Consider the following 22,122-nt stretch of genomic DNA (forward strand, 5'->3'; position numbering starts at 1 on the left):
TCGTGTTCGCGCCGGGCGGCTGGCCTGCGGGGGTGCCGTGATCCGAGCGAAAGAGAGTCCCGCGTGTACGCGATCGTGCGCAGCGGTGGTCGTCAGCACAAGGTTGCTGTCGGCGACATCGTCGAGGTTGACAAGATTTCCACCGCCGGGGTCGGCGACACGGTCGAGCTCTCGACCCTGCTCGTCGTCGACGGCGACGCTGTGACCAGCGACCCGTGGGTACTGGCCGGGATCAAGGTCCAGGCCGAGGTCGTGGACCACCACAAGGGCCAGAAGATCGACATTCTGCGCTACAAGAACAAGACCGGCTACCGCCGTCGTCAGGGCCACCGCCAGCAGTACACGGCGCTCAAGGTCACGGCGATCCCCGCGGCTGCGAAGTAAGGACTGAGGAGACATGGCACACAAGAAGGGCGCATCGTCCACCCGGAACGGTCGCGACTCGAATGCCCAGCGGCTCGGCGTGAAGCGCTTCGGCGGTCAGGTCGTCAACGCCGGTGAGATCCTGGTCCGTCAGCGTGGCACCCACTTCCACCCGGGCTCCGGCGTCGGGCGTGGCGGCGACGACACGCTGTTCGCGCTGCAGGCCGGTTCGGTGCAGTTCGGCACCAGCCGCGGCCGCAAGGTCGTGAACATCGTCCCGGTCGCCTGACCGCGCACGTTCGTTCCGCGAGGCGGACCTCACTTCCCGGGTGGGAGGGCGGGTCCGCCTTTCGCGTGTCAAGCAGATGGCGCCCGTTCCGGGCGCCGTCGTCCCCGAGTCTCTGGAGGCCCTTCCCATGACCACCTTCGTGGACCGCGTCGAGCTGCACGTCGCCGCGGGTAGCGGAGGCCACGGCTGCGCCTCCGTGCACAGGGAGAAGTTCAAGCCGCTGGGCGGCCCGGACGGCGGCAACGGAGGTCGGGGCGGGGACGTGATCCTCACCGTCGACCAGTCGGTGACCACCCTGCTCGACTACCACCACTCGCCGCACCGCAGGGCCACCAACGGCAGGCCGGGCGAGGGCGGCAACCGATCCGGCAAGGACGGGCAGGATCTCGTCCTGCCCGTGCCCGACGGTACCGTGGTGCTCGACCGATCCGGCAACGTGCTCGCGGATCTCGTGGGTCACGGCACGTCCTTCGTGGCCGCTCAGGGGGGCCGGGGCGGGCTGGGCAACGCCGCGCTCGCGTCGGCGCGCCGCAAGGCCCCCGGCTTCGCCCTGCTCGGCGAGCCCGGGGACGCGCGAGACGTCCTCCTGGAACTGAAGACCGTCGCCGACGTGGCGCTGGTCGGCTATCCGAGCGCCGGGAAGTCGTCGCTGATCTCGGTGCTCAGCGCGGCCAAGCCGAAGATCGCCGACTATCCCTTCACCACCCTCGTGCCCAACCTGGGCGTGGTCACGGCCGGTTCGACGGTCTACACCGTCGCCGACGTGCCCGGCCTCATCCCCGGCGCCAGCCGAGGCAAGGGCCTCGGGCTGGAGTTCCTCCGGCACGTGGAGCGGTGCAGCGTGCTCGTGCACGTCCTGGACACGGCGACCCTGGAGTCCGACCGCGACCCGCTCTCCGACCTCGACGTCATCGAGGAGGAGCTGCGCGCCTACGGGGGTCTCGGCGACCGCCCCCGTCTCGTCGTGCTGAACAAGATCGACGTCCCGGACGGTCAGGACCTCGCAGATCTGGTCCGCCCGGACCTCGAAGAGCGCGGTTACCGTGTCTTCGAGGTGTCCGCCGTCGCCCACCGGGGGCTGCGGGAGCTGTCGTTCGCCTTGGCCGACCTGGTGGCCGAGGCCCGGACCGCCCGCCCGAAGGAAGAGGCCACCCGGATCGTGATCCGTCCGCGCGCCGTGGACGACACCGGCTTCACGGTCACCCGGGAGGAGATCGGCGGGGAGCCGCTGTTCCGTGTGCGCGGAGAGAAGCCCGAACGCTGGGTGCGGCAGACGGACTTCGCCAACGACGAGGCGGTCGGCTACCTCGCCGACCGGCTCGACCGCCTCGGGGTCGAGGAGGAGTTGACGAAGGCGGGCGCGCGTGCCGGAGACGGTGTCGCCATCGGCCCGGAGGAGAACGCGGTCGTCTTCGACTGGGAGCCGACCACGGTCGCGGGCGCCGAGATGCTTGGCCGTCGAGGCGAGGACCACCGTTTCGACGCGCCTCGGCCCGCCACTCAGCGCCGCCGTGACCGGCAGGCCGAACGGGACGACGCGGAGCGGGAGTTCGACGGTTTCGAGCCGTTCTGACCAGCGCGAGGGCGACCGCCCCCCGGCCGTCACCCGCGTCACCCGCCTCAACCCGTTCCGGCGGGCGCCATAGGGTTGCCCCGTCGGGGCGGCGGCCGTCGCCCCACCGGGCTCACGTCCCTCGGGTTGTTCGGGGCCCGTGGAACGCGTGGTGTCGGAAAGGACCAAGCGGATGTGGATGATTACGGGCGGCGCCGGTTTCATCGGGGCCCATGTCGTGCGGGCCATGACGGAGGGCGGACGGCGGGTCGTCGTCTACGACGACCTTTCCACGGGTGACCGTGATCGACTCCCTGAGAACGTTCCCCTGGTGGTCGGGAGCGTGCTCGACCGGGGGCGCCTCGACCAGGCGTTCCGCGAGCACGGTGTGACGGGCGTGGTGCACGTCGCGGGAAAGAAGCGGGTGGCCGAGTCGGTCGAACGCCCGCTCCACTACTACCGTGAGAACGTCACCGGCATGGCCACGCTGCTGGAGGCCATGGCCGACCACGGCGTGGACCGGATGGTGTTCTCCTCCTCGGCGGCGGTGTACGGCATGCCGGACGTCGACCTGGTCACCGAGGACACCCCCTGCCGGCCGATGAGTCCCTACGGGGAGACCAAGCTCGTCGGGGAGTGGATGGTCGGGGCCGCCGCCCGAGCCCACGGGTTGCGCGGTGCCTGCCTGCGCTACTTCAACGTCGCCGGAGCCGCGTCCCCGCGACTGTCCGACTCGGGCGTGTTCAACCTCATCCCGATGATCTTCGAGCGGTTGGACGCCGGCGAGGCGCCACGCGTCTTCGGGGACGACTACGCCACCCCCGACGGCACCTGCGTCCGGGACTACATCCACGTGCGTGACATCGCCTCCGCCCACCTCGCGGCGGCCGTGCGGTTGGAGGACGCCTCCGCCGGGACCGCACTGACGCTCAACATCGGCCGCGGACAAGGCGTCTCGGTGCGCGAGATGGTCGACCGCGTCCTGCGCGTGACCGGCCACGAGGACGTGCGGCCCGTGGTCCGCGACCGCCGGGCGGGAGACCCGGCGCGAGTGGTGGCCTCCGCCGACCGTATCCGGCGGGAACTCGACTGGACCGCCCGGCACGACCTCGACGAGATGATCGAGTCCGCTTGGCGCGGCTGGCGACACCGCCACCCCTGACCGTCCGTCACCCCCTCCCCGGAGCACGCTCCCCCGAGGGGGTGAGGCGGGCCGTCGAGGGCGCGGGACGGCCCATCAGGCCAGGGCCGACCCCTCCGCGTCCGCCGTCCCGAACGCCTCCGCCGGCGTCGGCACTCGCGGCCGGCGGTCGAACGGCACCACCGGTGGCACGTCCCGCTGTCCGAGGAAGACCCGACGCACCACGCGCTCGGCCGCCCGCCCGTCGTCGAGGGCGCAGAAGCGCCGGCGGAAGGCGTCACGGAGCCGCGCCGCCTCCTCGCCGGCGTACTCTCCGGACTCGATCAGCCGAATCAGCCCCTCCTCGTCGGTCGCCACCGCCCCCGGTGGCTCCCGGAGCAGGTCGAAGTAGGTCCCGCGGACCGCGGAGTACACCTCCCAGTCCGGGGCGTGGACGACGATCGGACGGTCCAGGACGGCGTAGTCGAACATCGCCGAGGAGTAGTCCGTGATCAGGGCGTCCGCGGCGAGGTACAGCTCCTCCACGCGTGGGTGCGCCGTCACGTCGACGACCCGGGCTCCGCCGAGGACGTCCTCGACGTGCGGCGCGTTCCCGTAGAAGTAGTGGCCGCGCACCAGCAGGGTCACGTCCGGCCCCAGCCGTCGCGCGAATCGGGCCGGGTCCAACGGCGGCACGAACCCCGGCTGGTACTCCCGGTGTGTGGGCAGGTAGAGGAACACCCTTCGGCCCTCGCTCAGCCCGAGGTCCTCGCGTGCCTTGCGGACCTCGGCGGCGCCCGCGGAGGCGAGGACGTCGTTCCGCGGGTAGCCGGTCTCCAGCGTCGTGTAGGAGCAGGGATACGCCCGCTCCCACGCCACCGTCGAGTGCCGGTTGGACGTGATGCTGTAGTCCCAGCGGTCGCAGCGCCTCAGCAGCGCGGCGAAGTCCATGTCGGTGGAGGCCGGATACCGACGTTGGTCCAGCCCCATCGTCTTCAACGGCGTGCCGTGGTGCGTCTGCACGTGGACCTGTCCGGGCCGTTTCACCGTCGAGTCGCCGAAGTTGACGTTGTTCACCAGGTACGCCGCGCGCGCCAACGTCGACCAGTAGGCGCGGGAGCCCACCCGGACGTACTCCACGCCCGCCGGCACCCGATCGGCGGCCTCCGGCCGCACGGCCCAGACACGTCGGACCCCGGGTGCCAGACGCCCCAGTTCGGCGTCGATCGCCGCCGGGTTGCAGGCCACCCCCCGGTGCCAGTACGCGGAGAACAGCGCCAGGTTCTCGTCCAGCGGTCTGCGCAGCTGGGCGCGGTAGAAGAGCCGCGTCGCGAGGCGCTTGCCGGTCCTCGCCATCGCCCTGGCGCGCCGCACGACCTTGTGCCGTGTGCGCACCGCCCGCGTCGCGACGGCCATCGCCGCGTAGGCGTCCCGCTCCAACAGCGCGTACTTGCGACCCTGGTTGCCGGGGGGCCGCACGAACCCCGAGGGGACGCGAGCCCGGTAGTCGGCGGAGGCGCGGTGGAAGAACTCCGCCCGCGTGCCGGGCGGCAGCCGGTCCCGACGCCGCAGCACGGTCAGGTAGTGATCCACCATCTTGCGGAACAGCGGATCGCGCCAACGGGCCAGTTCCTCGTGGGCGTCGAGATGTTCGAAGACGCGCCGGTACTGGTCGAAGACGTCGAAGTGCCCGCGGCTGACGGTCCGGAGGATGTTGCTGCCCTCACGGCGCTGCCGGTAGTACAGGCAGACGCGGTCCAACAGCGCGATCCGGCGTGCCGTCGTCAGGCAACGGTACGTCCAGGGGGCGTCCTCGTAGTATCCGGGAGGGAAGACCAGCCCCACACCGGTGACGAAGTCGCGACGGTAGGCCTTGTTCCAGGCGACCTGCAGGAGATCGAGCAGTTCCGGCCGGTCGGCGAGGGAGAACGTCGCCGGTCCCTCGGACCGCAGCAGGTCCGCGCGCAGGTTGCGGCGGATCCTGCCGTCCCAGTGGGAGCGGGCGTAGTCGAAGACGAGGACGTCGGGGTCGCCGGTGTGCGCGAGGCGTTCGGATATCGCCTTCAGCGCGCCCTCGGCGAGGGTGTCGTCGCTGTCCAGGAAGAGCACGTAGTCGCCGTGCGCGGCGGCCAGTCCGCGGTTTCGCGCCCGCCCCAGGCCCACGTTCTCGCCGAGGTGGATCACGCGGAGGCGGGAGTCACGCTCCGCGTACGCGTCGAGGATCGCGCCCGAGCCGTCCGGCGAGCAGTCGTCGACCGCCACGACCTCGAAGTCCGCGCCCTCCTGGGCGAAGACGGAGTCGAGGCACTCCGACAGGTAGGCCCGTACCTGGTACACGGGCACGACGACGGTCAGTCTGGGCATCCTGGCAACCTGTTCCGTCAGGAGAGAGGGCGGGTGGAGCGGCTGGGCGCGGCCCCGGGGAAGGAGCCGCCGCCTCAGCGTAAGGTGTCCGCCCTCGCGGAGCGGAGGCCGGATTCCCCGCTCCGGGCGTCTCCCGTGACGGGCCCGCCCCGGCCGGCGGCCCGGGACGGGTGATCGACCGGGCCCCTCCGGTCCGGCGGCCGTGGTCCCCGACCGTACGAGTCGGACGCGGAGGGGGTCGACACTCCCGTCCGCGAGGCGTCAGCGCGGCGCGGTCGTGCCTCCGTCGGCGGCCGGCTCCCACTCGCGCTGACCCGGGAACTCCTCCGGCCGCAGCGACCTTCGGAGCCGCTGCTCCTCGGCCTTGGCGGTCAGCGTCGCCACCGCGTCGGCGAACCGTCGCGGGGACGGCGGCTCGGAGGGGCCCAGAAGCCGGCCCGCCAACGCGCCGCGAGCCTCGGCGAGGGTGTCCTCCTCCGGGCGACGCACCGCCGCCAACAGCGCCGGCACCCCGGCCGCGTCCGGGGTCAGCACGGTCGCCGCCGCGACCGTCGGGAAGGTCGCGCGGAAGACCTCCTCGCTCATCCCGCTGGTGTTCGCCACCGCGTACGGCTTGCCGCTCGCCAGGAAGTCGCTCACCACGCTGGAGACATCGCTGATCAGCAGGTCGGCGCGGTCGAAACACGCGTACAGCGTCGGCCGCCGATCGAGGACGATCTGGTGCTCCCCTTCCGGCAGGGCCGCCCAGTACGCCTCCAGCCAGGCGTCCTCCGCCGCGGCCAGTCGTGCGGCGCGCCCCTCCGCCGGCATGGGCTGCCGGAGCATCCGTTCCGTGTGGTCGGCGGCCTTGCGGAAGGTCCTCGCGGTGAGCAGGTCCAATTCCACCGCGCGACGGTCCCGCTCGGCGATCGCCGCGGCGTCCGCCCGTGAACCGCCCCGCTTTTGGTTGGCGGCCCGGATCAGCTCCCTGATGCGCAGGTCGGCGGCGCCGGCGCGCGGGTCCACCGACCCGGTCAGCGGGTGCGGCTTGTACAGCAGTCGGACGGCCGGGTCCGCCAGCAGTGCCCGTACCAGGTTCTCCCCGGCGGCGATCACCGAGGTGTTGCCCGGATTGCCGTCCCAGCCCTCCCACGTCGGCGCGTACAGCACCGTGGTGCGCGAGCCGGTCGGCGCGTCGGCCGCGCGCCGGAGCCCGGCCAGTTGGGGGCGGCCGATCTCCACCACGTCCCGGTCCTCCACGCCCACGTCGGCGAGCGCGTACCGCTCGCGTGCGGCGGGCCCGGCCACCCACACCTCGTCGTAGGCCTTCGCGTACGGGTTGCAGGACGAGGGCTTGTCGCTCTCGCCGTGGTTGACGAAGGCGTGCTTGATCGTGGGGATGCGCAGCACCTGCGAGGTCTTGCCGGAGTTCGAGGGGTGCAACAGCACCCGCAGGGTGGAGTGCTCCAGGCGCATCAGGGTCGCCACCCTCGGCAGGCACACGATCGGCAGGTCCGTCTCGCCGATCTTCTGGATCATGAACCGTTCGCGCAACACGATGACGGGTCTCCCGCCGAGCCCGGCCAGCGGCGCCAGCCACATGTTGGCCTGATAGGCGGAGGAGGCGCCGCCCGAGAAGTACAACCCGACCGTCGGCCGGTACTCGGCCAGCCAGGCGTCGAACCACTCCAGCACCTCTTCCTCGCCCGCCGGACGGCGGCTAGGCAGCAGGCGCCACAGCAGGGCCCCGAGCCCGGCCGCCGACAGGGCCAGGGAGAGCGCCAGCCCGACCGCCCCGTGGACGGGGTCGCCGGTGGCGGCGGCGACCAGCAGGCCGGCGGTGGTCGGGAGACCGAACACCGGAAGGCGGAAGCCGGGGCGGCGCAGCAGCAGCGGCGGGGCCGGGCTCAGCCGAAGCGCCGAGGCGTCGATGTTCCGGGTGACCACCGGCAGGGTGCGGCTGCGCCGGACGAGCACCGAGACGGCCTGCGTGGCGCTGTGCAGGGCGTAGAAGAGGGGCAGAGCCGCGACCAGCGGCACGTACCCCGCCACGCCCTCCTCCGCCCCGACGCGCAGCAGCCCCACCGCGAGGAGCAGGTCACGCAGCAACTGCCGCACGGTGACGTCCGCGTTCAGCTTGACGAACAGCGGCGCCAGGACGGCTCGCCGCCGGTGCAGCACCACCTCGGCTGCCAGCGAGGCGGCGGTTCCCGCCATCAGCAGCGGCACGCTGGGCCGCAGCGCGCCGGCGGCCTGCGTGGCGTAGGCGGCCACCAGCACGCCCAGGACGAGCAGCTGCCAGGCGGTCCGCCGGCGTGACGACCACACCGCGAGCAGGCGGTGGAGGAAGGGTAGAGGCACTGCGCTCGCTCCAGGTCACGAAGGTGCGTTGGTTAACGGGAGGCGGACTGAAGATGATACGCACGCGACCTGTGCTCGGTTCGCCACGGGATGTGGCACGCGGGGGCCCTCGCCGACCCGTACGGACCCCGCGAACGGGTCCCGGCGGGACGGGCGGCCGGCCACCGGCGTCCGGGGCGGCCTGGGGAAACCCGGGAGCGCCGAGCGGTCCTCTTCGCGTAGATTGCGGCACCAAGGTACGACGTACGCGAGGGGAACAGCGCAGGTGACAGCGGCAAGGCAGAGGGTGACGGCCGCCCGGAGGATCGTGGTGAAGGTCGGTTCGTCGTCGCTGACGACGGCCGCCGGCGGTCTCGACGCCGATCGCGTGGACGCCCTCGTCGACGTGTTGGCCAGGAGACGGGACGGCGGCGAACGCGAGATCGTCCTCGTCTCCTCGGGGGCCATCGCCGCCGGTCTCTCCCCGCTCGGGCTGCGTCGGCGCCCCCGGGACCTGGCGCGGCAGCAGGCCGCCGCCAGCGTCGGCCAGGGGTTGTTGGTCGCCCGGTACACCGCGTCCTTCGCCCGGTATCGGGTGCGCGTCGGACAGGTGCTGCTGACCAGCGACGACATGAGTCGCCGCGCCCACCACCGGAACGCCTCGCGGACCCTGGACAAGCTGCTCGCCATGGGCGCCCTGCCGATCGTCAACGAGAACGACACCGTCGCCACCGACGAGATCCGTTTCGGTGACAACGACCGTCTGGCCGCGCTCGTGGCCCATCTGGTCCGGGCGGATCTGCTGGTGCTCCTCTCCGACGTCGACGGGGTCTACGACGGCGACCCGGCCAGGCCGGGCACGTCACGGATCGCGGAGGTGCGCGCCCCGGCGGACCTCGCCGACGTGGAGATCGGCAGCGCGGGCAGGGCCGGCGTCGGAACCGGGGGCATGGTCACCAAGATCGAGGCGGCCGGCATCGCCGCCGCCGCCGGCATCCCCGTCGTCCTCACCAGCACGGTGCACGCGACCGACGCCCTGGCGGGGCGGGACACCGGGACCTACTTCCACCCGACCGGGCGGCGCTCCGCCGATCGGCTGCTCTGGCTTCAGCACGCCTCGACTCCGCGGGGCGCGCTGACCCTGGACGACGGCGCGGTCCTGGCCGTCGTCCAGGGACGCAAGTCGCTGTTGCCCGCGGGGATCGCCTCGGTCGAGGGCGATTTCGCGGCGGGTGACCCGGTCGAGTTGCGCGACGCGAGTGGTCGCGCGGTGGCGCGGGGGCTGGTGACCTTCGACGCCCGGGAGATCCCCCGGCTGCTCGGGCGGTCGACCCGGGAGCTGGCGCGGGAACTCGGCCCCGCCTACGAGCGCGAGGTCGTGCACAGGGACGACCTCGTGGTCCTCGGGCCTTGAACCTCCGGGTTGGCGCAAAGGCACCCGGGGCGGTGGTGGACGTTCCGGAAAACCGTCACGGGACGGCCCGCGGCCTGCTCAACTGTGTCCCAGGGACGGGCCCGGGTCCCGGCCGGGCCGCAGCGAGCTTGTGTGGGAGGACGTGGTGAGATCGGTGCCCTCGGGTCCGGCGGCGTCCCGTGACGTCGGCGTCCGCGCTCTGACCCGCGTTCCCACCGGCGACGCCGGGGTCGCCGCCGATCCGGCGGACGGGCCCCGCCTGTGGCACGTCACGTTGAGCCTCTCGGGGGCGCGGGCACCGCGCGAGGAGGTCCGCCGCGCCCTGGAGCGGCTCGCCCACGACCACCCCTTCCTCCTGACCAGCCGGTACGCGGAAGATCACGCCGAGATCCGGTACTGGGAGGAGGCTCGTGATCTCCACGACGCCGCGGCGGTCGCGCTGCGCCTGTGGGGCGAGCACCGACGGACGGCGGGACTCCCGCCCTGGGAGATCGTCGGTCTGGAGGTCATCGACCGCGCCACCTACCAGCAGCGGGTCTCCGCGGGCCGGGGCCCCGCCCCCGCCACACCCGTGGGGGTGCATCCCTTCTGACCGGCGCCGCGCGCGGCGCCGGTCCGCGGCCGTCGGCGGCCGTTCGTCCTCGTTCCGTCCGAGGTGTCTCGGGAGGTGGGACGACTGCCGGTGTCGTCGCCGGGCGGGACTACCCTTCCCCTCATGACCACGCTCTCGTCGCACGACTCCACGTCCCCGGTCGCCCGGGCCGGGCTCCGCGCCAAGGCCGCCGCCGCCGAGCTGGCACCGCTGCCGCGGGCCGACAAGGACGTGGCGCTGCTGGCCGTCGCGGACGCTCTGGAGGCACGGGCGGCCGAGATCGTCGCCGCCAACGCGCGGGACGTGGACAGGGCCCGTGAGGCCGGCACCTCCGAGGCCATCGTGGACCGGCTGACGCTGACCCCGGAGCGTCTCGCCGCGATCGCCTCCGACGTGCGGGACGTCGCGGCGCTGCCCGATCCCGTCGGCGAGGTGGTCCGCGGCTCGACCCTCCCCAACGGCATCGATCTGCGCCAGGTCCGGGTGCCGCTCGGGGTGGTCGGCATCGTCTACGAGGGGCGGCCCAACGTCACCGTCGACGCCGCCGCGCTCTGCCTGAAGTCCGGCAACGCCGCCTTGTTGCGTGGTTCGTCCTCCGCCTACCGCTCCAACACGGCACTGGTCGAGGTGATCCGCGACGCAGTGGCCGGCGCCGGCCTCCCGGCGGACGCGGTGCAGCTGGTCCCCGGCGAGGGGCGGGAGAGCGTGCGCGAGCTGATGCGGGCCCGCGGCCTGGTCGACGTGCTGATCCCGCGTGGCGGGGCGTCCCTGATCGCCACCGTCGTCCAGGAGTCCACCGTCCCGGTCATCGAGACCGGCACCGGCAACTGCCACGTCTACGTCGACGCGGACGCCGACCTGGACACCGCCGTGGAGATCCTGGTCAACTCCAAGGCCCAGCGGGTGGGGGTGTGCAACGCCGCGGAGACGTTCCTGGTGCACCGGGACATCGCCGCGGCCTTCCTTCCCCGCGCGCTCCGGGCCCTCGGCGCGGCGGGGGTGACGGTCCACGCCGACGAGCGGGTCCGGGCTCACGCGGAGGGCACCGAGGCCACGGTGGTGGCCGCCACCCAGGAGGACTGGGGGACGGAGTACCTCTCCCACGACATCGCCGCCGCCGTCGTCGACTCGCTCGACGAGGCCGTCGAGCACATCCGGACGTGGTCGTCCGGTCACACCGAGGCCATCGTCACCACCTCCCAGCGGGCGGCCCGCCGATTCACCCGACTGGTGGACTCCACCACGGTGGCGGTCAATGCCTCCACCCGCTTCACCGACGGCGGCCAGTTCGGTTTCGGCGCCGAGATCGGCATCTCCACGCAGAAGCTGCACGCCCGGGGCCCGATGGGCCTTCCCGAGCTCACCAGCACCAAGTATGTCGTCACCGGCGACGGGCACGTGCGAAGTTGAGGCGGGCGCACGGAAGACGTCCGCCGTCTGCCCAAAACGACCCCCCGGGTCTACGCTGGGTCCGTGCGGGAGGACGTGGGGGGCACCCCGTTCCCTGACGACGGGGAGCCCCATGACGACCACGACCGCGGAGCGTCGGACGAAGAGTTCGCCTCCGTGGTCTTCGACGAGGCCTTCGTGCGCGCGGCTCCGGTGCGCGAGCCGACGGCGACCGAGCGGCTTCGCGCCGCGCGGGCCAGGGCCGAGGCGGAGGTACGCAGGGCCCGCCACCGCGGTGAGCGGTTCGACGACCCCGACACCGGGGACGGCCGCTCCGGCGGTGCCGGATTCGACCCTCCCGACGCCTTCGACGACCCCGACGCGGCGGCGGCGCCGTACGGGAGGCGGGTCCGCTGGCACCGCCCCGTGGCCTGGGTGCTGGCGGTGGTGATGGGCATGGGCATGGTGGTGCTCGCCTTCGCGGCGGTCTACCGGGGCGCCGCCTCCGGCGACGACCGCCGCCAGACCCCGCCGCCGGCCTCGACGGGACCCGAGCCCGGCGGCTCCGTGACCCCCTCGACCTCCCTCGACTTCTCCCACCCCGCCGTGGCCGTGACACCGGACGGCGGCTGAGACCACCGGCGAGGGAGGGGACCTCGGCTCCTCCCGGGATCAGTCCCGTTCGCGCGGGGTCCGACCCTCCGGTCCCTCCCTCTCGTCGACACCGTCCCCGTTCTCCTCGCCCGGCCGCGAAGCCCCCGTCCCCGGCGAGGTGAACCCGCCGAAGCCGCGCCGTACCCGCTGCCCCAGGTCCCCCGCTCCGCCGGCGAGATCGGTGACCAGCTTCATCAACGGGTCCTTGGAGGCGCGCACGTGCGTGGCGTAGCTGGAGGCGGACTCTCGGAAGGAGTCCCGGAGCGAGGCGTCCCCGTCCTCGTCGCGCCGGGGGTAGTGGCCGTCCATGATCCGCTGATGGTCGCGCGTCGCCGCCCACTTCCGAAGTTCCGCGGCGCGCACGGTGGTGAAGGGGTGGGACCGGGGGAGCACGTTGAGGATCTTCAGGACGGAGTCCCTCAGGTCGCCGGAGGCCTCGTACGCGTCGGCCTGTTCCAGGAAGGCGTCCACGTTCATCTCGTCGAGGTGGTTCCCTCCCGCGATCTTCATCAGCCCGCGGAGCGAGGCCTCCAGATCCTGGCCCACCAGGAGACCGGCTCGGTCCGCTGACAGCTCCGACTTGCGGAACCATTCGCGCAGGGCGGTCACGATCGCCATGATCGCGACGTTTCCGAGGGGGATCCACGCCACCCGCACGGCCATCGAGGTCAGGAAGAGCAGAATCGTCCGGTAGACGGCGTGCCCGGAGAGCGCGTGCCCCACCTCGTGGCCGACGACGGCCCGCATCTCCTCCTCGTCCAGCAACTCCACCAGACCGGTGGTGACGACGATGATCGGCTCGTCGAGTCCGACGCACATCGCGTTCGGCATCGGGTCCTGGCTGACGTACATCGCGGGCACCTTGTCCAGGTCCAGGATGTAGCAGGCGTCGCGCAGCATGTCGTTGAGGTGGGCGAACTGCAGGTCCGAGACGCGCACCGAGTCCGACAGGAACAACAGGCGCAGGCTGCGCTCCGGCAGCAGCCCGCTGAGCACCTTGAACACCGTGTCGAAACCGCTCAGCCTGCGCAGCGCCACCAGCGCGCTGCGGTCGGCGGGATGCTCGTAGGCCCGGGAGGAGATCCCGGGGAAACGCCTGCGCCGCCTGCTCGGCGAGGTGGCGCGGTCGGTCTGCTCGGGACGGTCGGTCATCGGGACTCCTTCGTGGACGCCTCGGTTCTTCGACCCGGGCGGGGAGGCGGCTCCGCGTCCTCCCTCGGCGCGCGGAGGACCCGTGTGTCGGCGTCGCGCCGCGTACGGGCCGGCTCACCCGACCGGGGGAGGGGCCGGCCGGATCGTCGCTCCGGTCCCCGGAGCACTCCCCAGCCTAGGCACGCGGACGGGCCCGGGGCAGGGCGGCGGGAAATCGCCCTCGCCCCGGCGCGGCGGAGAGCGGCCCGGGGGACGGCGTCCCGACGCGTACGTTCGCGGGCCCGCCGACCGCGCGGAGGCGTCGGTCTCCCGGTGCTCGGCGCTCCACGTGTCCCTGGCCCGGCGGCTACCGCGGATCCGCGCGGGCGGGGCCCGCCGTCGCTCCCGGCCCCGACCGCGCGGAGCGGGACGTCGAGGCGTGGAGTCGACGTGATGGCCGGTCCGATGCCCGCATACGATGAGCCGACGTCCCTGTCCCGCCCACACCCCGAAGGTCCTGCCGAAGATGATCCTCCACAGCGCCGCCGCCCGACTGGTCACCGTAGCCGCCGAGGAAGGCGGGGAACACGGTGGCAACCACGAGAGCCTCAGCCCCTACGTCACCGGCATCGGCTCCTTCGCCGCCCTGATGCTGCTGCTGTGGGTCACCACGCGCTTCAACCGCGACCGCTGATCCGCCGACGGCCGGCAGGCGGGTCCTGACCGCCGAAGAGCCCCGACCGGGCCGGTAGGGTCTGCACGCATGGGAGAGTTGGACATGCCTACCGGGCCCGGTCCGTCGGGGTCCGGCAAGCGTCGCCTCGGCGTCATGGGCGGCACCTTCGACCCGATCCACCACGGGCACCTGGTGGCCGCGAGCGAGGTCGCCGCCCGGTTCCACCTCGACGAGGTGGTCTTCGTGCCCACCGGCGAGCCCTGGCAGAAAGGCCATCGACGGGTCTCCGCCGCGGAGGACCGATACCTCATGACGGTCATCGCCACCGCCGAGAACCCTCAGTTCTCCGTGAGTCGCATCGACATCGACCGCGGCGGCCCCACATACACCGTGGACACCCTGCGCGACCTGCGCGCGCTCAACCCGGACACGGACCTGTTCTTCATCACCGGCGCCGACGCCCTCGCCCAGATCCTCACCTGGCGGGACAGCGAGGAACTCTTCGCGCTGGCCCACTTCGTGGGCGCCACCCGACCGGGCCACCGCCTCGACGACCCGGGGCTCCCCGAGGGCGGCGTCTCGCTGGTCGAGGTGCCCGCGCTCGCCATCTCCTCCACGGACTGCCGCGCGAGGGTCGCCGAGGGCGACCCGATCTGGTACCTCGTGCCGGACGGAGTCGTGCGGTACATCCACAAGCGCCGGCTGTACCGCGGCGAGTGACCCGAAGGGGGCACCGGTGAACGACCGACACGACGCCGAGCCGGGGAGTCCCGGCGAACCGGTCGGCCACGACGAGTACGGCCGGCCACTCTTCCCGCCGACCCCGGAACCGCCCCCCACGTCCTGGCCGTACGACCCGCTCGGCGCGTCGCGGGACCACCCGGGATGGGACACGACCCAGGACGCGTGGGAGGGGCATCACCACCGCGGGTACGGGCCCCGAAGCGCCGCGGAGGGACCCGAGGCATCGGAACGATACGCCCAGGGGTACGCCCCCCAGGGCGTCGCGGACGAACCGTGGGGGGCCTGGCAGGAGGGCGGGAGCGCCGGGAGCGGGCCCGGAACGGGGTCCGACGGCCGGCCCTCGGACCCACAGGACCCGGCCGGACACCGGGACTGGACGGGAGGGCCGATCGCCCCCCACGACCCCCACGCCCCCCACGACCGGGGAGGCGTGGTCGATCGCGCGGACGGCCACCACCTCGTCGGGCCGGGCGACGCCTGGGGCCGGGATCCCTGGGACGGGGATCCCGGCGGCGGGCGGACCGTCCACGGGCCGACGCCGCGTCCTCGGACGGAGGCGGACGCGGAGGGACCCGACCTCCGAGCCGAGCAGTTCGCGTTCGTCGAGGAGTCGGACGCGCGGTCCGAGGACGTCATCGACTGGTTGAAGTTCACCGAGAACCGCACCGAGCGCCGGGGCGAGGCCCGACGGCGGGCCCGCGCCCGCCTGCTGACGTGGGTGGTGGCGCTCACGTTGCTGATCGTCGCGGGCGTCGGATACCTCTGGCAGACCGGGAGGCTGCCCGGCTCCGCGCCGGACGGGCCGGGCACCGTCGCGGCGACGGACGCCGGATCCGAGCAGCGGCACGTCGTCGTGGTGCACCTGCACGACACCGGCGGCGGTGGCACGGCCAGCGCGTTGCTGGTGGAGAACGCCACCACCCGGCGTGGACACACCGTCCTGCTGCCGGGCTCGCTGGCCCTGACGGCGGACGACGGGACCGCCACCACCCTGGCCGACTCGGTCGAGGACGCCGGGTCCGAGGCCACCCGCGACTCGTTGAACGCGCTGCTCGGAACCGAGATCGAGGGCACCTGGCGCCTCGACACCCCGTTCCTGCGGACCCTGGTCGACCTGGTCGGCCCGATCCAGGTGGACGTCGACAGCGACCTGCCGGCGGAGGACGGCGGGGAGGCGAGTGGAGCGCCGCTGGTCCGGGCCGGAGACGACCGGGTGCTCAGCGGCAGGACCGCCGTCGCCTACGCCACCCACCAGGAGACCGGCGAAGGGGAGGACGCCCGGCTGCGGCGTTTCGGCGCGGTGTTGGAGGGCGCCCTGGACAGGCTCCCCACCGATCCGGAGTCCGGCACCCGCACCGTGGAGGCCCTGGGGCAGGTTCTCGATCCCCCGCTCACCGAAGCCGACCTGGGCGCGTTCCTGGCCTCGCTCGCGGGCCTGGCCGGCGCGGGAGACCACGAGACGACCCTCCTGTCGGTCGGTGAGGACGGCGGACCGAGCGCCGAGGACTCCGTGGCGGTGGTCGGAGGGATCCTCGGAGGCGCGGCCCGTGACACGACGGAGGAGGCCGCCGTCAGCGTCTCGGTCCGCGACGCCACGGGTGGCGGGGAGGAGGGGGCCGCCCGGGCCCGGGCGGATCTGCTCAACGGCGGTTTCACCGTCGTGCCGGGCGGGACCGCGTCCGGCGCGGAGAGCGTGTCCGCCGTCGTCTACGCCGACGCCGGCGACGAGGCGGACGCCGTCCAGGTCGCCAGGACACTGGGTCTGCCCGACGCGAGTGTGGCCCCCGGCGAGATCGCCGGCACCGCGGACGTGGCCGTCACCCTCGGGCTGGACTACGCGCCGACGACCGGGTAGCCCGTGCGGTCCGGCCCCCCGGCGCGGCCGGGCCCGGCAGGACTCACGCCGCCGGCGCCCGCCGGGGCGTCCGCCGGCCGGTGGCGCGAGGGGTGCCCGCCCGGGGGTCCGCGCGTGGGGCGCCGCCGAGGAGCGTGAGACCCTGGGGGCAAGTGACCGACTACCGAAAGCGCAGCAGTGACCGCGACCGACCGCTCTCTTGAGCTCATCCACACCGCTGCCCAGGCAGCCGCCGACAAGCTCGCCCACGACGTCATCGCGTACGACGTCAGCGACGTCCTGTCGATCACGGACGCCTTCCTGTTGGCGTCCGCCCCCAACGACCGTCAGGTCAAGGCGATCGTCGACGAGATCGAGGAACGCCTCGGCAAGGAACTCGGCGCCAAGCCGGTGCGCCGCGAGGGCGACCGTGAGGCCCGCTGGGTCCTGCTCGACTATGTCGACATCGTCGTCCACGTCCAGCACAGCGAGGAGCGGGTCTTCTACGCCCTGGAGCGCCTGTGGAAGGACTGCCCCGAGATCGACCTCCCCGCGGACGCCGTGGCGACCCGGGGCAAGGCCGAGGAGCACGCGCGCCAGGGCGCGGAGGACGGGGCGACGACGCCCGAGGAGGACCGCGGGTGAGCGTCGCCGGGGGGCGGGCCGCCGAGCGGGACGGGCGTGGCCGGAGGATCATCCTGTGGCGACACGGGCAGACCTCGTGGAACACGGCCCGCCGCTTCCAGGGGACCACGGACGTGCCGCTCACCGAGACGGGACTCGCCCAGGCCCGCCGCGCCGCCCGGTTGTTGGCCGGTCTGCGACCCGACGCGATCATCGCGTCCGATCTGGAGCGGGCGGCGCGCACCGCCGCCGAACTGGCCGAGTTCACCTCGCTGGAGGTGGTGACGGAGACCGGGCTGCGCGAGACCTACGCGGGTTCCTGGCAGGGGCTGACGCACGACGAGATCATGGCCCGGCACGGCGAGGAATACGCGGCGTGGAAGCGGGGCGAGCCGGTGCGCCGGGGCGGTGGAGAGCTGGAGACCGAGGTGGCCGACCGGGCCGCGCCGGTGGTGTTGCGTCACCTGGAGAAGATCCCGGAGGACGGGACACTCGTGGTGGTCAGTCACGGCGGCACCATCAGGACCACCATCGGGCGCCTGCTCGGTCTCGACCCGCGCAGCTGGGAGAGCCTGGGAGGGCTGTCGAACTGCTGCTGGTCCGTACTGGGCCAGGGTGCCCGCGGTTGGCGCCTGCTGGAACACAACGCGGGCACCCTGCCGGAGCCCGTCCTGGGCGACGACGACTGACGTCGGGGAGGCCCCGAGATCCGATTTCACTTTCGGGCGGGGCGCAGGCTAGAGTTCTTCTTGTTCGGCCCGCCGAGATGGGAAGAACACCAGCCCGGGGCTATAGCTCAGTTGGTAGAGCGCTTGCATGGCATGCAAGAGGTCAGGAGTTCAATTCTCCTTAGCTCCACAAGATCCGAGGACGAATCCCGTCCCCTCCCCGGGGGCGGGATTTCTCGTTGCCCGCGGTTGAGCGGGGCGGGGCCCGGCGGCGTATAGGTCGGTGGTGTTCCTCGGCCCTCGCCGGGTCGGGTAGTCGCGCGGACGTCGCTGACCGTGGCGCTTCCGGCGTGGCAGAATCAGACGGCCGGAAGGGGGCGCGGCCCGACGGGAGGGAAGGCGATGTCTGCGAGCATCCTCGGGGAGGTCGGCGCCTTCCTCGATTCGGCGGCGCCGCGGACGACGACCACTCGCCACGTGTCTTCTCCGCGTTCTTCCGCGTGGGGCGTGAGGTTACTCGCGGACCGCGCCGTGGACGGCCCCGGGTGGACCGCCGCCCGAAGCCGGGGTTGACGCATGGGTGCGCACAGGCGGAAATGCGACTGGTGTGCCGGCGGCACCCCGATCGTCCGCGACATGGAACCGCCGAATCCGCGGTACCAGTACTGGTGCGAGGAGTGCGCGCGGGCGCTGATCATAAAAGGCGACCCGATCGAGACCTACCGGGAGCTGGAGGGCGAGCCGATCTACGGACGGCTGCTGGAGGAGCACTGCACGCTGAAGCGGTTCTACTCCTTCGTGACGGCCTGAGTCGTTCGCTTCCCCGTATCCCCTGGGCGAGGCGAGGCGAGGCGAGGCGAGGTGCGTTGCGGTGACGGGGTCGCGTGCGGTCGCGCGCTCGCCGACGGGAAGCGATTTGGTGTGGGGCCGGGGGGACCGTGTAGTCTTGGCGTCGCCGCCGGGGAGACCGGGCGGAGCGCCACTCGGGGCTATAGCTCAGTTGGTAGAGCGCTTGCATGGCATGCAAGAGGTCAGGAGTTCGATTCTCCTTAGCTCCACGGTACGTTCAGCGGGGAGGCCCCGGACCACACGGTCCGGGGCCTCCCCGCTGTTCCGGGCACTCAGCGCCCGAGCGCCCGTCGTCCTCGGCCGGGCGAGAGCACCGGGAGGTTGCTGCGGCTGGGCGCCGACCCCCGCGAATCGTCCTCTATCCGCAGCGCCAGCGCCGGACAACGACGCACCGCCCGCATCGCCTTCGCCTCCGCGTAGCGGGGCACCTCCGCCCGCGCGACCGTCGGGAAGCCGTCCGCGCCGAGCTGGAAGACCTCCGGGAGGATGTCCGCGCACAGACCATGTCCCCGGCACAGGGTCCAGTCGACGTGGATCTTCTGGCGGCTCGGTTCGTTCTCCTCCGCCGCGCCCCCGCCGGGGATGCCCGTCGGGGCCCTGCCTCCCTCGAAGAGCGGCAGCACGCCGTGGACGGGTCTGCCGCAGCCGTTGCCGAGGACGTGCGCGGCCAGATCGTCGGTGAAGGCCTTGACGGTCGACTCCAGGAACATCGCCGAACCGTCGGGGTGCGAGCAGGCGCCCCGACGCTTGACGTTCCTGGCGACCTGCTTGAGCGCTTCGAGCGCCGCCGGACCGCCCCCGTTCAGGATGTCCTCCATACCTCGCGCGGCGGCCGGCAGGCCGAGGTAGCAGGGGCCGCACTGGCCCGCGCTCTCCTCGGCCAACCACTGGGCCACCCGCAGGGACTCGCCGAGCGGGCAGGTCTCCTGGCCGATCGGCAGCACCGCGCCGGCACCGAGCGCGCCTCCCACGGCGTCCAGGGAGTTGCGGGAGACGATCGCGTCGTTCGCCGTCGCCGCGTCGATCCACTTGCCGTGGTAGCCGCCCGTCAACACCCCTTGCGGAACCGGCGGCGCCCCGGCGAGTTGGAGCACGTAGCGAAGCGGCACACCGGTGGGAACCTCGATGACCATGGGGCGGGCGACCGCGCCCGAGACCGTCAGCATGACGGTGCCCGGTTCCTCGTAGAGGCCGGTGCCACCGTATCGCTCCGGGCCGATCCGCGCGGCGATGGCGAGTTGCGCGAACGTCTCGGCGTTCGACAGCAGGGTGGGCGCGCCACCGACCCCGCTCTTCGAGGCGCTGGTCTTGCGGCCCGGAGGAATCGCGGGACCGCCGTCGATGGAGCGGATCAGCGAGGCGGCGGCGCCGGTCACCATGCGCACCGGGTTGCGCTGTACGCGGGCGCGCAAGGCCGAGCGGCGTCCGTTGGTCAGACCGCGTTCGGCGAGGGCGGCCTCCATGGAGCGCTGTGTGGACTCGCGGGTGACGCCCACCACGAGCGTGCGGGCGCCCATCGCCTCGGCGCACAACAGCGCGCCGTCCAGGATGAGATGAGGGGCACGGTTGATCAGCACCGTGTCCTTGCGACATGCGGGCTCGTCCTCGCTGCCGTTGACCACGACCACGGGGCGGACCCCGCGCTTGATGGCGGACTCCGCCACCGACCGCAGCTTCTTGTGGAACGGGAACCCCGCCCCGCCGCGACCTCTGAGGTTGATCCGTTCGGCGAGCTGCGCGAGTTGCTCTCCTCCCATCGGTTCCAGTGGGCCGTGCACCTTCAGGTGCATGGGTAGATCCAGTCGTTCGACAAGGTCGAAGCCCGACGTGAGCTGGGGAAGGCCGACCACGCGGACTTCGGGTACGTCGGGCAGGGCCTCGTTCACTTCATTCCTCCGGACGGAGTGTTCCAAGATTCGCCCGAACCCGGTGCGTCGACGCTGTAGTCGTGGTGCGCACCGGGTGTCGATGCTGTGGCGGGACCGCTGTTGTAGGTGTCGTTCGGGTAGTACGTGGCGTAGGCGGCGTTCGTCTCACGGGTGTCGCCCACGTCACTCGCCCCGTATCCCTGCCCGCCGCCCGCGCCCTGCGCGGGGATGCCTTGGCCGGTGTCGGTCATGGCGTTGTAGACGGGGATGCCTTGGCTGGTGTCGGTGGTGGGGGTGTAGACGGGGATGCCTTGGCTGGTGTCGGTGGTGGGGGTGTAGACGGGGATGCCCTGGCTGGTGTCCGGGCTCGGTGTGTAGACGGGGACCGCCTGCCCGGTGTCGGTCATCGGGTCGTAGCGCGGGATTCCGGAATGGGCGGTGTCCTCGAGCGGGTCGTACGCCGACGGCGGTGCCTCTCCCACGGGTGGGGGCGAGGGCGCGGGCCAGTTTCCCGAAGTGCTCCCCGGCCCGTCGATCCGTCGCATGGTCTCGGTGGGGAGCGCGTCCATGGGGAGCGTGCCCCGGGCGTCCGTCGACGGACCCACCCCGGATCCCGCCCCCGTCCGGGCGTTCGCCTGGTAGGACGCGGCGAAACCGTCGGCCGAGCGGCCCCGAGGGGCACCGTTGGGTACCGCCGACGGAGGGGGAGAGGCGGCCCAACTGTTCTCGGCTCCGCCGGGGACCCGCCGATCGTCGGCGGAGTCTCCTCCGGAGGCCGTCCGCTCCCGACTCTCCATGAGCGCCTCGCGCGCCGGGCCTCCTTCGCCGCCGACGAGTCCGCCGAGAGCGTCGGCCACCTTGCGTTTGACGGGACGGGGGGCGGCGCGCAGGGCCAGCGCCGCCATGACGCCGACCACGCACAGGCCGTACAGGATCGTGAAGATCGGCTTGGCGGGGCGACCCGCGTAGAGTCCGTGCAGCAACGCCAGGCACCAGGCCGGATAGGCCAGCATGTGCAGCGCTCGCCAACGGGAGGCGACCACGGCCGGCGCGGCGAAGCGGTTGCGCAGGACCCCGGTGACGCCCACGAAGATCATCAGAAGGCTGGCCGAGGTGCCGAAGCCGATGAGCACCTCGCGGCTGGCGAAGGTCTCGGACTCGGTGGCCAGCAGTCCGAAGGGCACCACGGCGGCCACCCACGTGGTGTGTTCCAGGGCCACCTTGACGCCGATGTGCACCAACAGGAAGACGATCGAGGCGACGGCGGTGGTCCGGTGCACCGCCTGTGCCATGATCCGGCGGCGGGCGTCAAGGACGACCCTGTCCTGTGCGACGAGCCCCCAGATCACCGAGCAACTCAGCAGGACGAGGGAGAGGACTCCGGCGCCGAAGTTGAGGAACTCGGCGAAGTAGGTGTCCAGGGTGCTGTCGTTCGTCGTCTGGGTGACGCCGTCCGCGGTCACCACGGGGACCTCCCGCACGTGGTCACGTGGGGTGTGGGCGACGGGGGACTGGGGGGAGGGTTCATGGGGCGACTCCGAGCGGTTCGGTAAAGCGGTCCCGGTGTCGCACTCTAGGTCGCGCCGCCTCGGCTGGACACCGCGTTTGGGCTATTGCGTGGTTATCGAACGACCAGGTGATCCACTGGGTATCCGTTACGTCCTGTTACGCG

At 72.6% G+C, this 22,122-nt stretch carries 19 protein-coding genes and 2 tRNA genes; 16 read left to right on the forward strand and 5 right to left on the reverse strand.

The features are described 5' to 3' along the window. Positions 1-63 precede the first annotated feature (63 nt). The 4 genes from rplU to galE all read left to right on the forward strand — a co-directional run bounded on the left by rplU (position 64) and on the right by galE (position 3,366). Complete coding sequence (gene rplU, locus JEK78_RS15610; RefSeq protein WP_200259656.1) at positions 64-384, forward strand: 50S ribosomal protein L21; 321 nt, start codon at positions 64-66, stop codon at positions 382-384. A gap of 13 nt (positions 385-397) precedes the next feature. Further along, complete coding sequence (rpmA, locus tag JEK78_RS15615) at positions 398-652, forward strand: 50S ribosomal protein L27 (protein ID WP_200259659.1); 255 nt, start codon at positions 398-400, stop codon at positions 650-652. A gap of 127 nt (positions 653-779) precedes the next feature. After that, positions 780-2,225 (forward strand): GTPase ObgE, encoded by a 1,446-nt coding sequence (obgE, locus tag JEK78_RS15620; RefSeq protein ID WP_200259662.1) that lies wholly within the window; start codon positions 780-782, stop codon positions 2,223-2,225. 172 nt (positions 2,226-2,397) lie between these two features. Next, positions 2,398-3,366: a UDP-glucose 4-epimerase GalE gene (gene galE / locus JEK78_RS15625; RefSeq protein WP_200259664.1), complete on the forward strand. Its 969-nt coding sequence runs from the start codon at positions 2,398-2,400 to the stop codon at positions 3,364-3,366. A gap of 75 nt (positions 3,367-3,441) precedes the next feature. On the opposite strand, the gene JEK78_RS15630 is transcribed toward galE, so the two are convergent. Both JEK78_RS15630 and JEK78_RS15635 read right to left on the reverse strand, forming a co-directional pair. Continuing rightward, entirely contained in the window at positions 3,442-5,688 is a 2,247-nt protein-coding gene (locus tag JEK78_RS15630; RefSeq protein WP_200259667.1) for a bifunctional glycosyltransferase/CDP-glycerol:glycerophosphate glycerophosphotransferase, read from the reverse strand. Positions 5,689-5,949: 261 nt separating this feature from the next. Further along, positions 5,950-7,947: a hypothetical protein gene (locus tag JEK78_RS15635; protein WP_242483413.1), complete on the reverse strand. Its 1,998-nt coding sequence runs from the start codon at positions 7,945-7,947 to the stop codon at positions 5,950-5,952. 346 nt (positions 7,948-8,293) lie between these two features. Between JEK78_RS15635 and proB the strand changes: the two genes are divergently transcribed. The 4 genes from proB to JEK78_RS15655 all read left to right on the forward strand — a co-directional run bounded on the left by proB (position 8,294) and on the right by JEK78_RS15655 (position 12,035). Beyond that, positions 8,294-9,421 carry a glutamate 5-kinase gene (gene proB, locus JEK78_RS15640; protein ID WP_200259670.1) on the forward strand — a complete coding sequence of 376 codons (1,128 nt, stop codon included), beginning with the start codon at positions 8,294-8,296 and terminating at the stop codon, positions 9,419-9,421. Between the two features lie 199 nt (positions 9,422-9,620). Beyond that, positions 9,621-10,013: a hypothetical protein gene (locus tag JEK78_RS15645; RefSeq protein ID WP_242483414.1), complete on the forward strand. Its 393-nt coding sequence runs from the start codon at positions 9,621-9,623 to the stop codon at positions 10,011-10,013. Positions 10,014-10,136: 123 nt separating this feature from the next. Further along, positions 10,137-11,423, forward strand: coding sequence for a glutamate-5-semialdehyde dehydrogenase (locus JEK78_RS15650; protein WP_200259673.1), 1,287 nt, complete (start codon positions 10,137-10,139; stop codon positions 11,421-11,423). 63 nt (positions 11,424-11,486) lie between these two features. Further along, the gene (locus tag JEK78_RS15655; protein WP_200259676.1) at positions 11,487-12,035 is read left to right on the forward strand and encodes a hypothetical protein; all 549 of its coding nucleotides are present in this window, start codon (positions 11,487-11,489) and stop codon (positions 12,033-12,035) included. Positions 12,036-12,074: 39 nt separating this feature from the next. On the opposite strand, the gene JEK78_RS15660 is transcribed toward JEK78_RS15655, so the two are convergent. Then, complete coding sequence (locus tag JEK78_RS15660; protein ID WP_200259679.1) at positions 12,075-13,208, reverse strand: M48 family metallopeptidase; 1,134 nt, start codon at positions 13,206-13,208, stop codon at positions 12,075-12,077. 457 nt (positions 13,209-13,665) lie between these two features. Here JEK78_RS15660 and JEK78_RS15665 point away from each other — a divergent pair, with 457 nt between their 5' ends. From JEK78_RS15665 to JEK78_RS15700, 8 genes are all read left to right on the forward strand, one after another. After that, the gene (locus JEK78_RS15665; RefSeq protein ID WP_200264323.1) at positions 13,666-13,881 is read left to right on the forward strand and encodes a hypothetical protein; all 216 of its coding nucleotides are present in this window, start codon (positions 13,666-13,668) and stop codon (positions 13,879-13,881) included. A gap of 69 nt (positions 13,882-13,950) precedes the next feature. Further along, positions 13,951-14,583: a nicotinate-nucleotide adenylyltransferase gene (gene nadD, locus JEK78_RS15670; protein ID WP_200259682.1), complete on the forward strand. Its 633-nt coding sequence runs from the start codon at positions 13,951-13,953 to the stop codon at positions 14,581-14,583. Positions 14,584-14,599: 16 nt separating this feature from the next. Next, a complete protein-coding gene (locus tag JEK78_RS15675) occupies positions 14,600-16,462 on the forward strand; it encodes an LCP family protein (protein WP_200259685.1) in 1,863 nt (620 codons plus the stop codon). 177 nt (positions 16,463-16,639) lie between these two features. Further along, entirely contained in the window at positions 16,640-17,086 is a 447-nt protein-coding gene (gene rsfS / locus JEK78_RS15680; protein ID WP_200259687.1) for a ribosome silencing factor, read from the forward strand. After that, positions 17,083-17,754, forward strand: coding sequence for a histidine phosphatase family protein (locus tag JEK78_RS15685; protein ID WP_200259690.1), 672 nt, complete (start codon positions 17,083-17,085; stop codon positions 17,752-17,754). The genes rsfS and JEK78_RS15685 overlap by 4 nt, the downstream gene beginning before the upstream one ends. 96 nt (positions 17,755-17,850) lie before the next feature. Further along, a tRNA-Ala gene (locus JEK78_RS15690) sits at positions 17,851-17,923 on the forward strand. A gap of 386 nt (positions 17,924-18,309) precedes the next feature. Beyond that, the gene (locus tag JEK78_RS15695) at positions 18,310-18,543 is read left to right on the forward strand and encodes a hypothetical protein (RefSeq protein WP_200259694.1); all 234 of its coding nucleotides are present in this window, start codon (positions 18,310-18,312) and stop codon (positions 18,541-18,543) included. Between the two features lie 175 nt (positions 18,544-18,718). Further along, a tRNA-Ala gene (locus JEK78_RS15700) sits at positions 18,719-18,791 on the forward strand. Positions 18,792-18,854: 63 nt separating this feature from the next. On the opposite strand, the gene JEK78_RS15705 is transcribed toward JEK78_RS15700, so the two are convergent. Together JEK78_RS15705 and JEK78_RS15710 are read right to left on the reverse strand one after the other, a co-directional pair. Next, on the reverse strand, positions 18,855-20,468 hold the full coding sequence (locus JEK78_RS15705) for an NADH-quinone oxidoreductase subunit NuoF family protein (RefSeq protein ID WP_200259697.1): 1,614 nt from the start codon (positions 20,466-20,468) through the stop codon (positions 18,855-18,857). Beyond that, entirely contained in the window at positions 20,465-21,913 is a 1,449-nt protein-coding gene (locus JEK78_RS15710; RefSeq protein WP_242483415.1) for a ferric reductase-like transmembrane domain-containing protein, read from the reverse strand. Before JEK78_RS15710 ends, JEK78_RS15705 begins: the two co-directional genes overlap by 4 nt. Between the last annotated feature and the right edge of the window lie 209 nt (positions 21,914-22,122).

The sequence above is a fragment of the Streptomyces sp. HSG2 genome (assembly GCF_016598575.1).
In the GTDB taxonomy this organism is placed as follows: Bacteria; Actinomycetota; Actinomycetes; order Streptomycetales; family Streptomycetaceae; genus Streptomyces.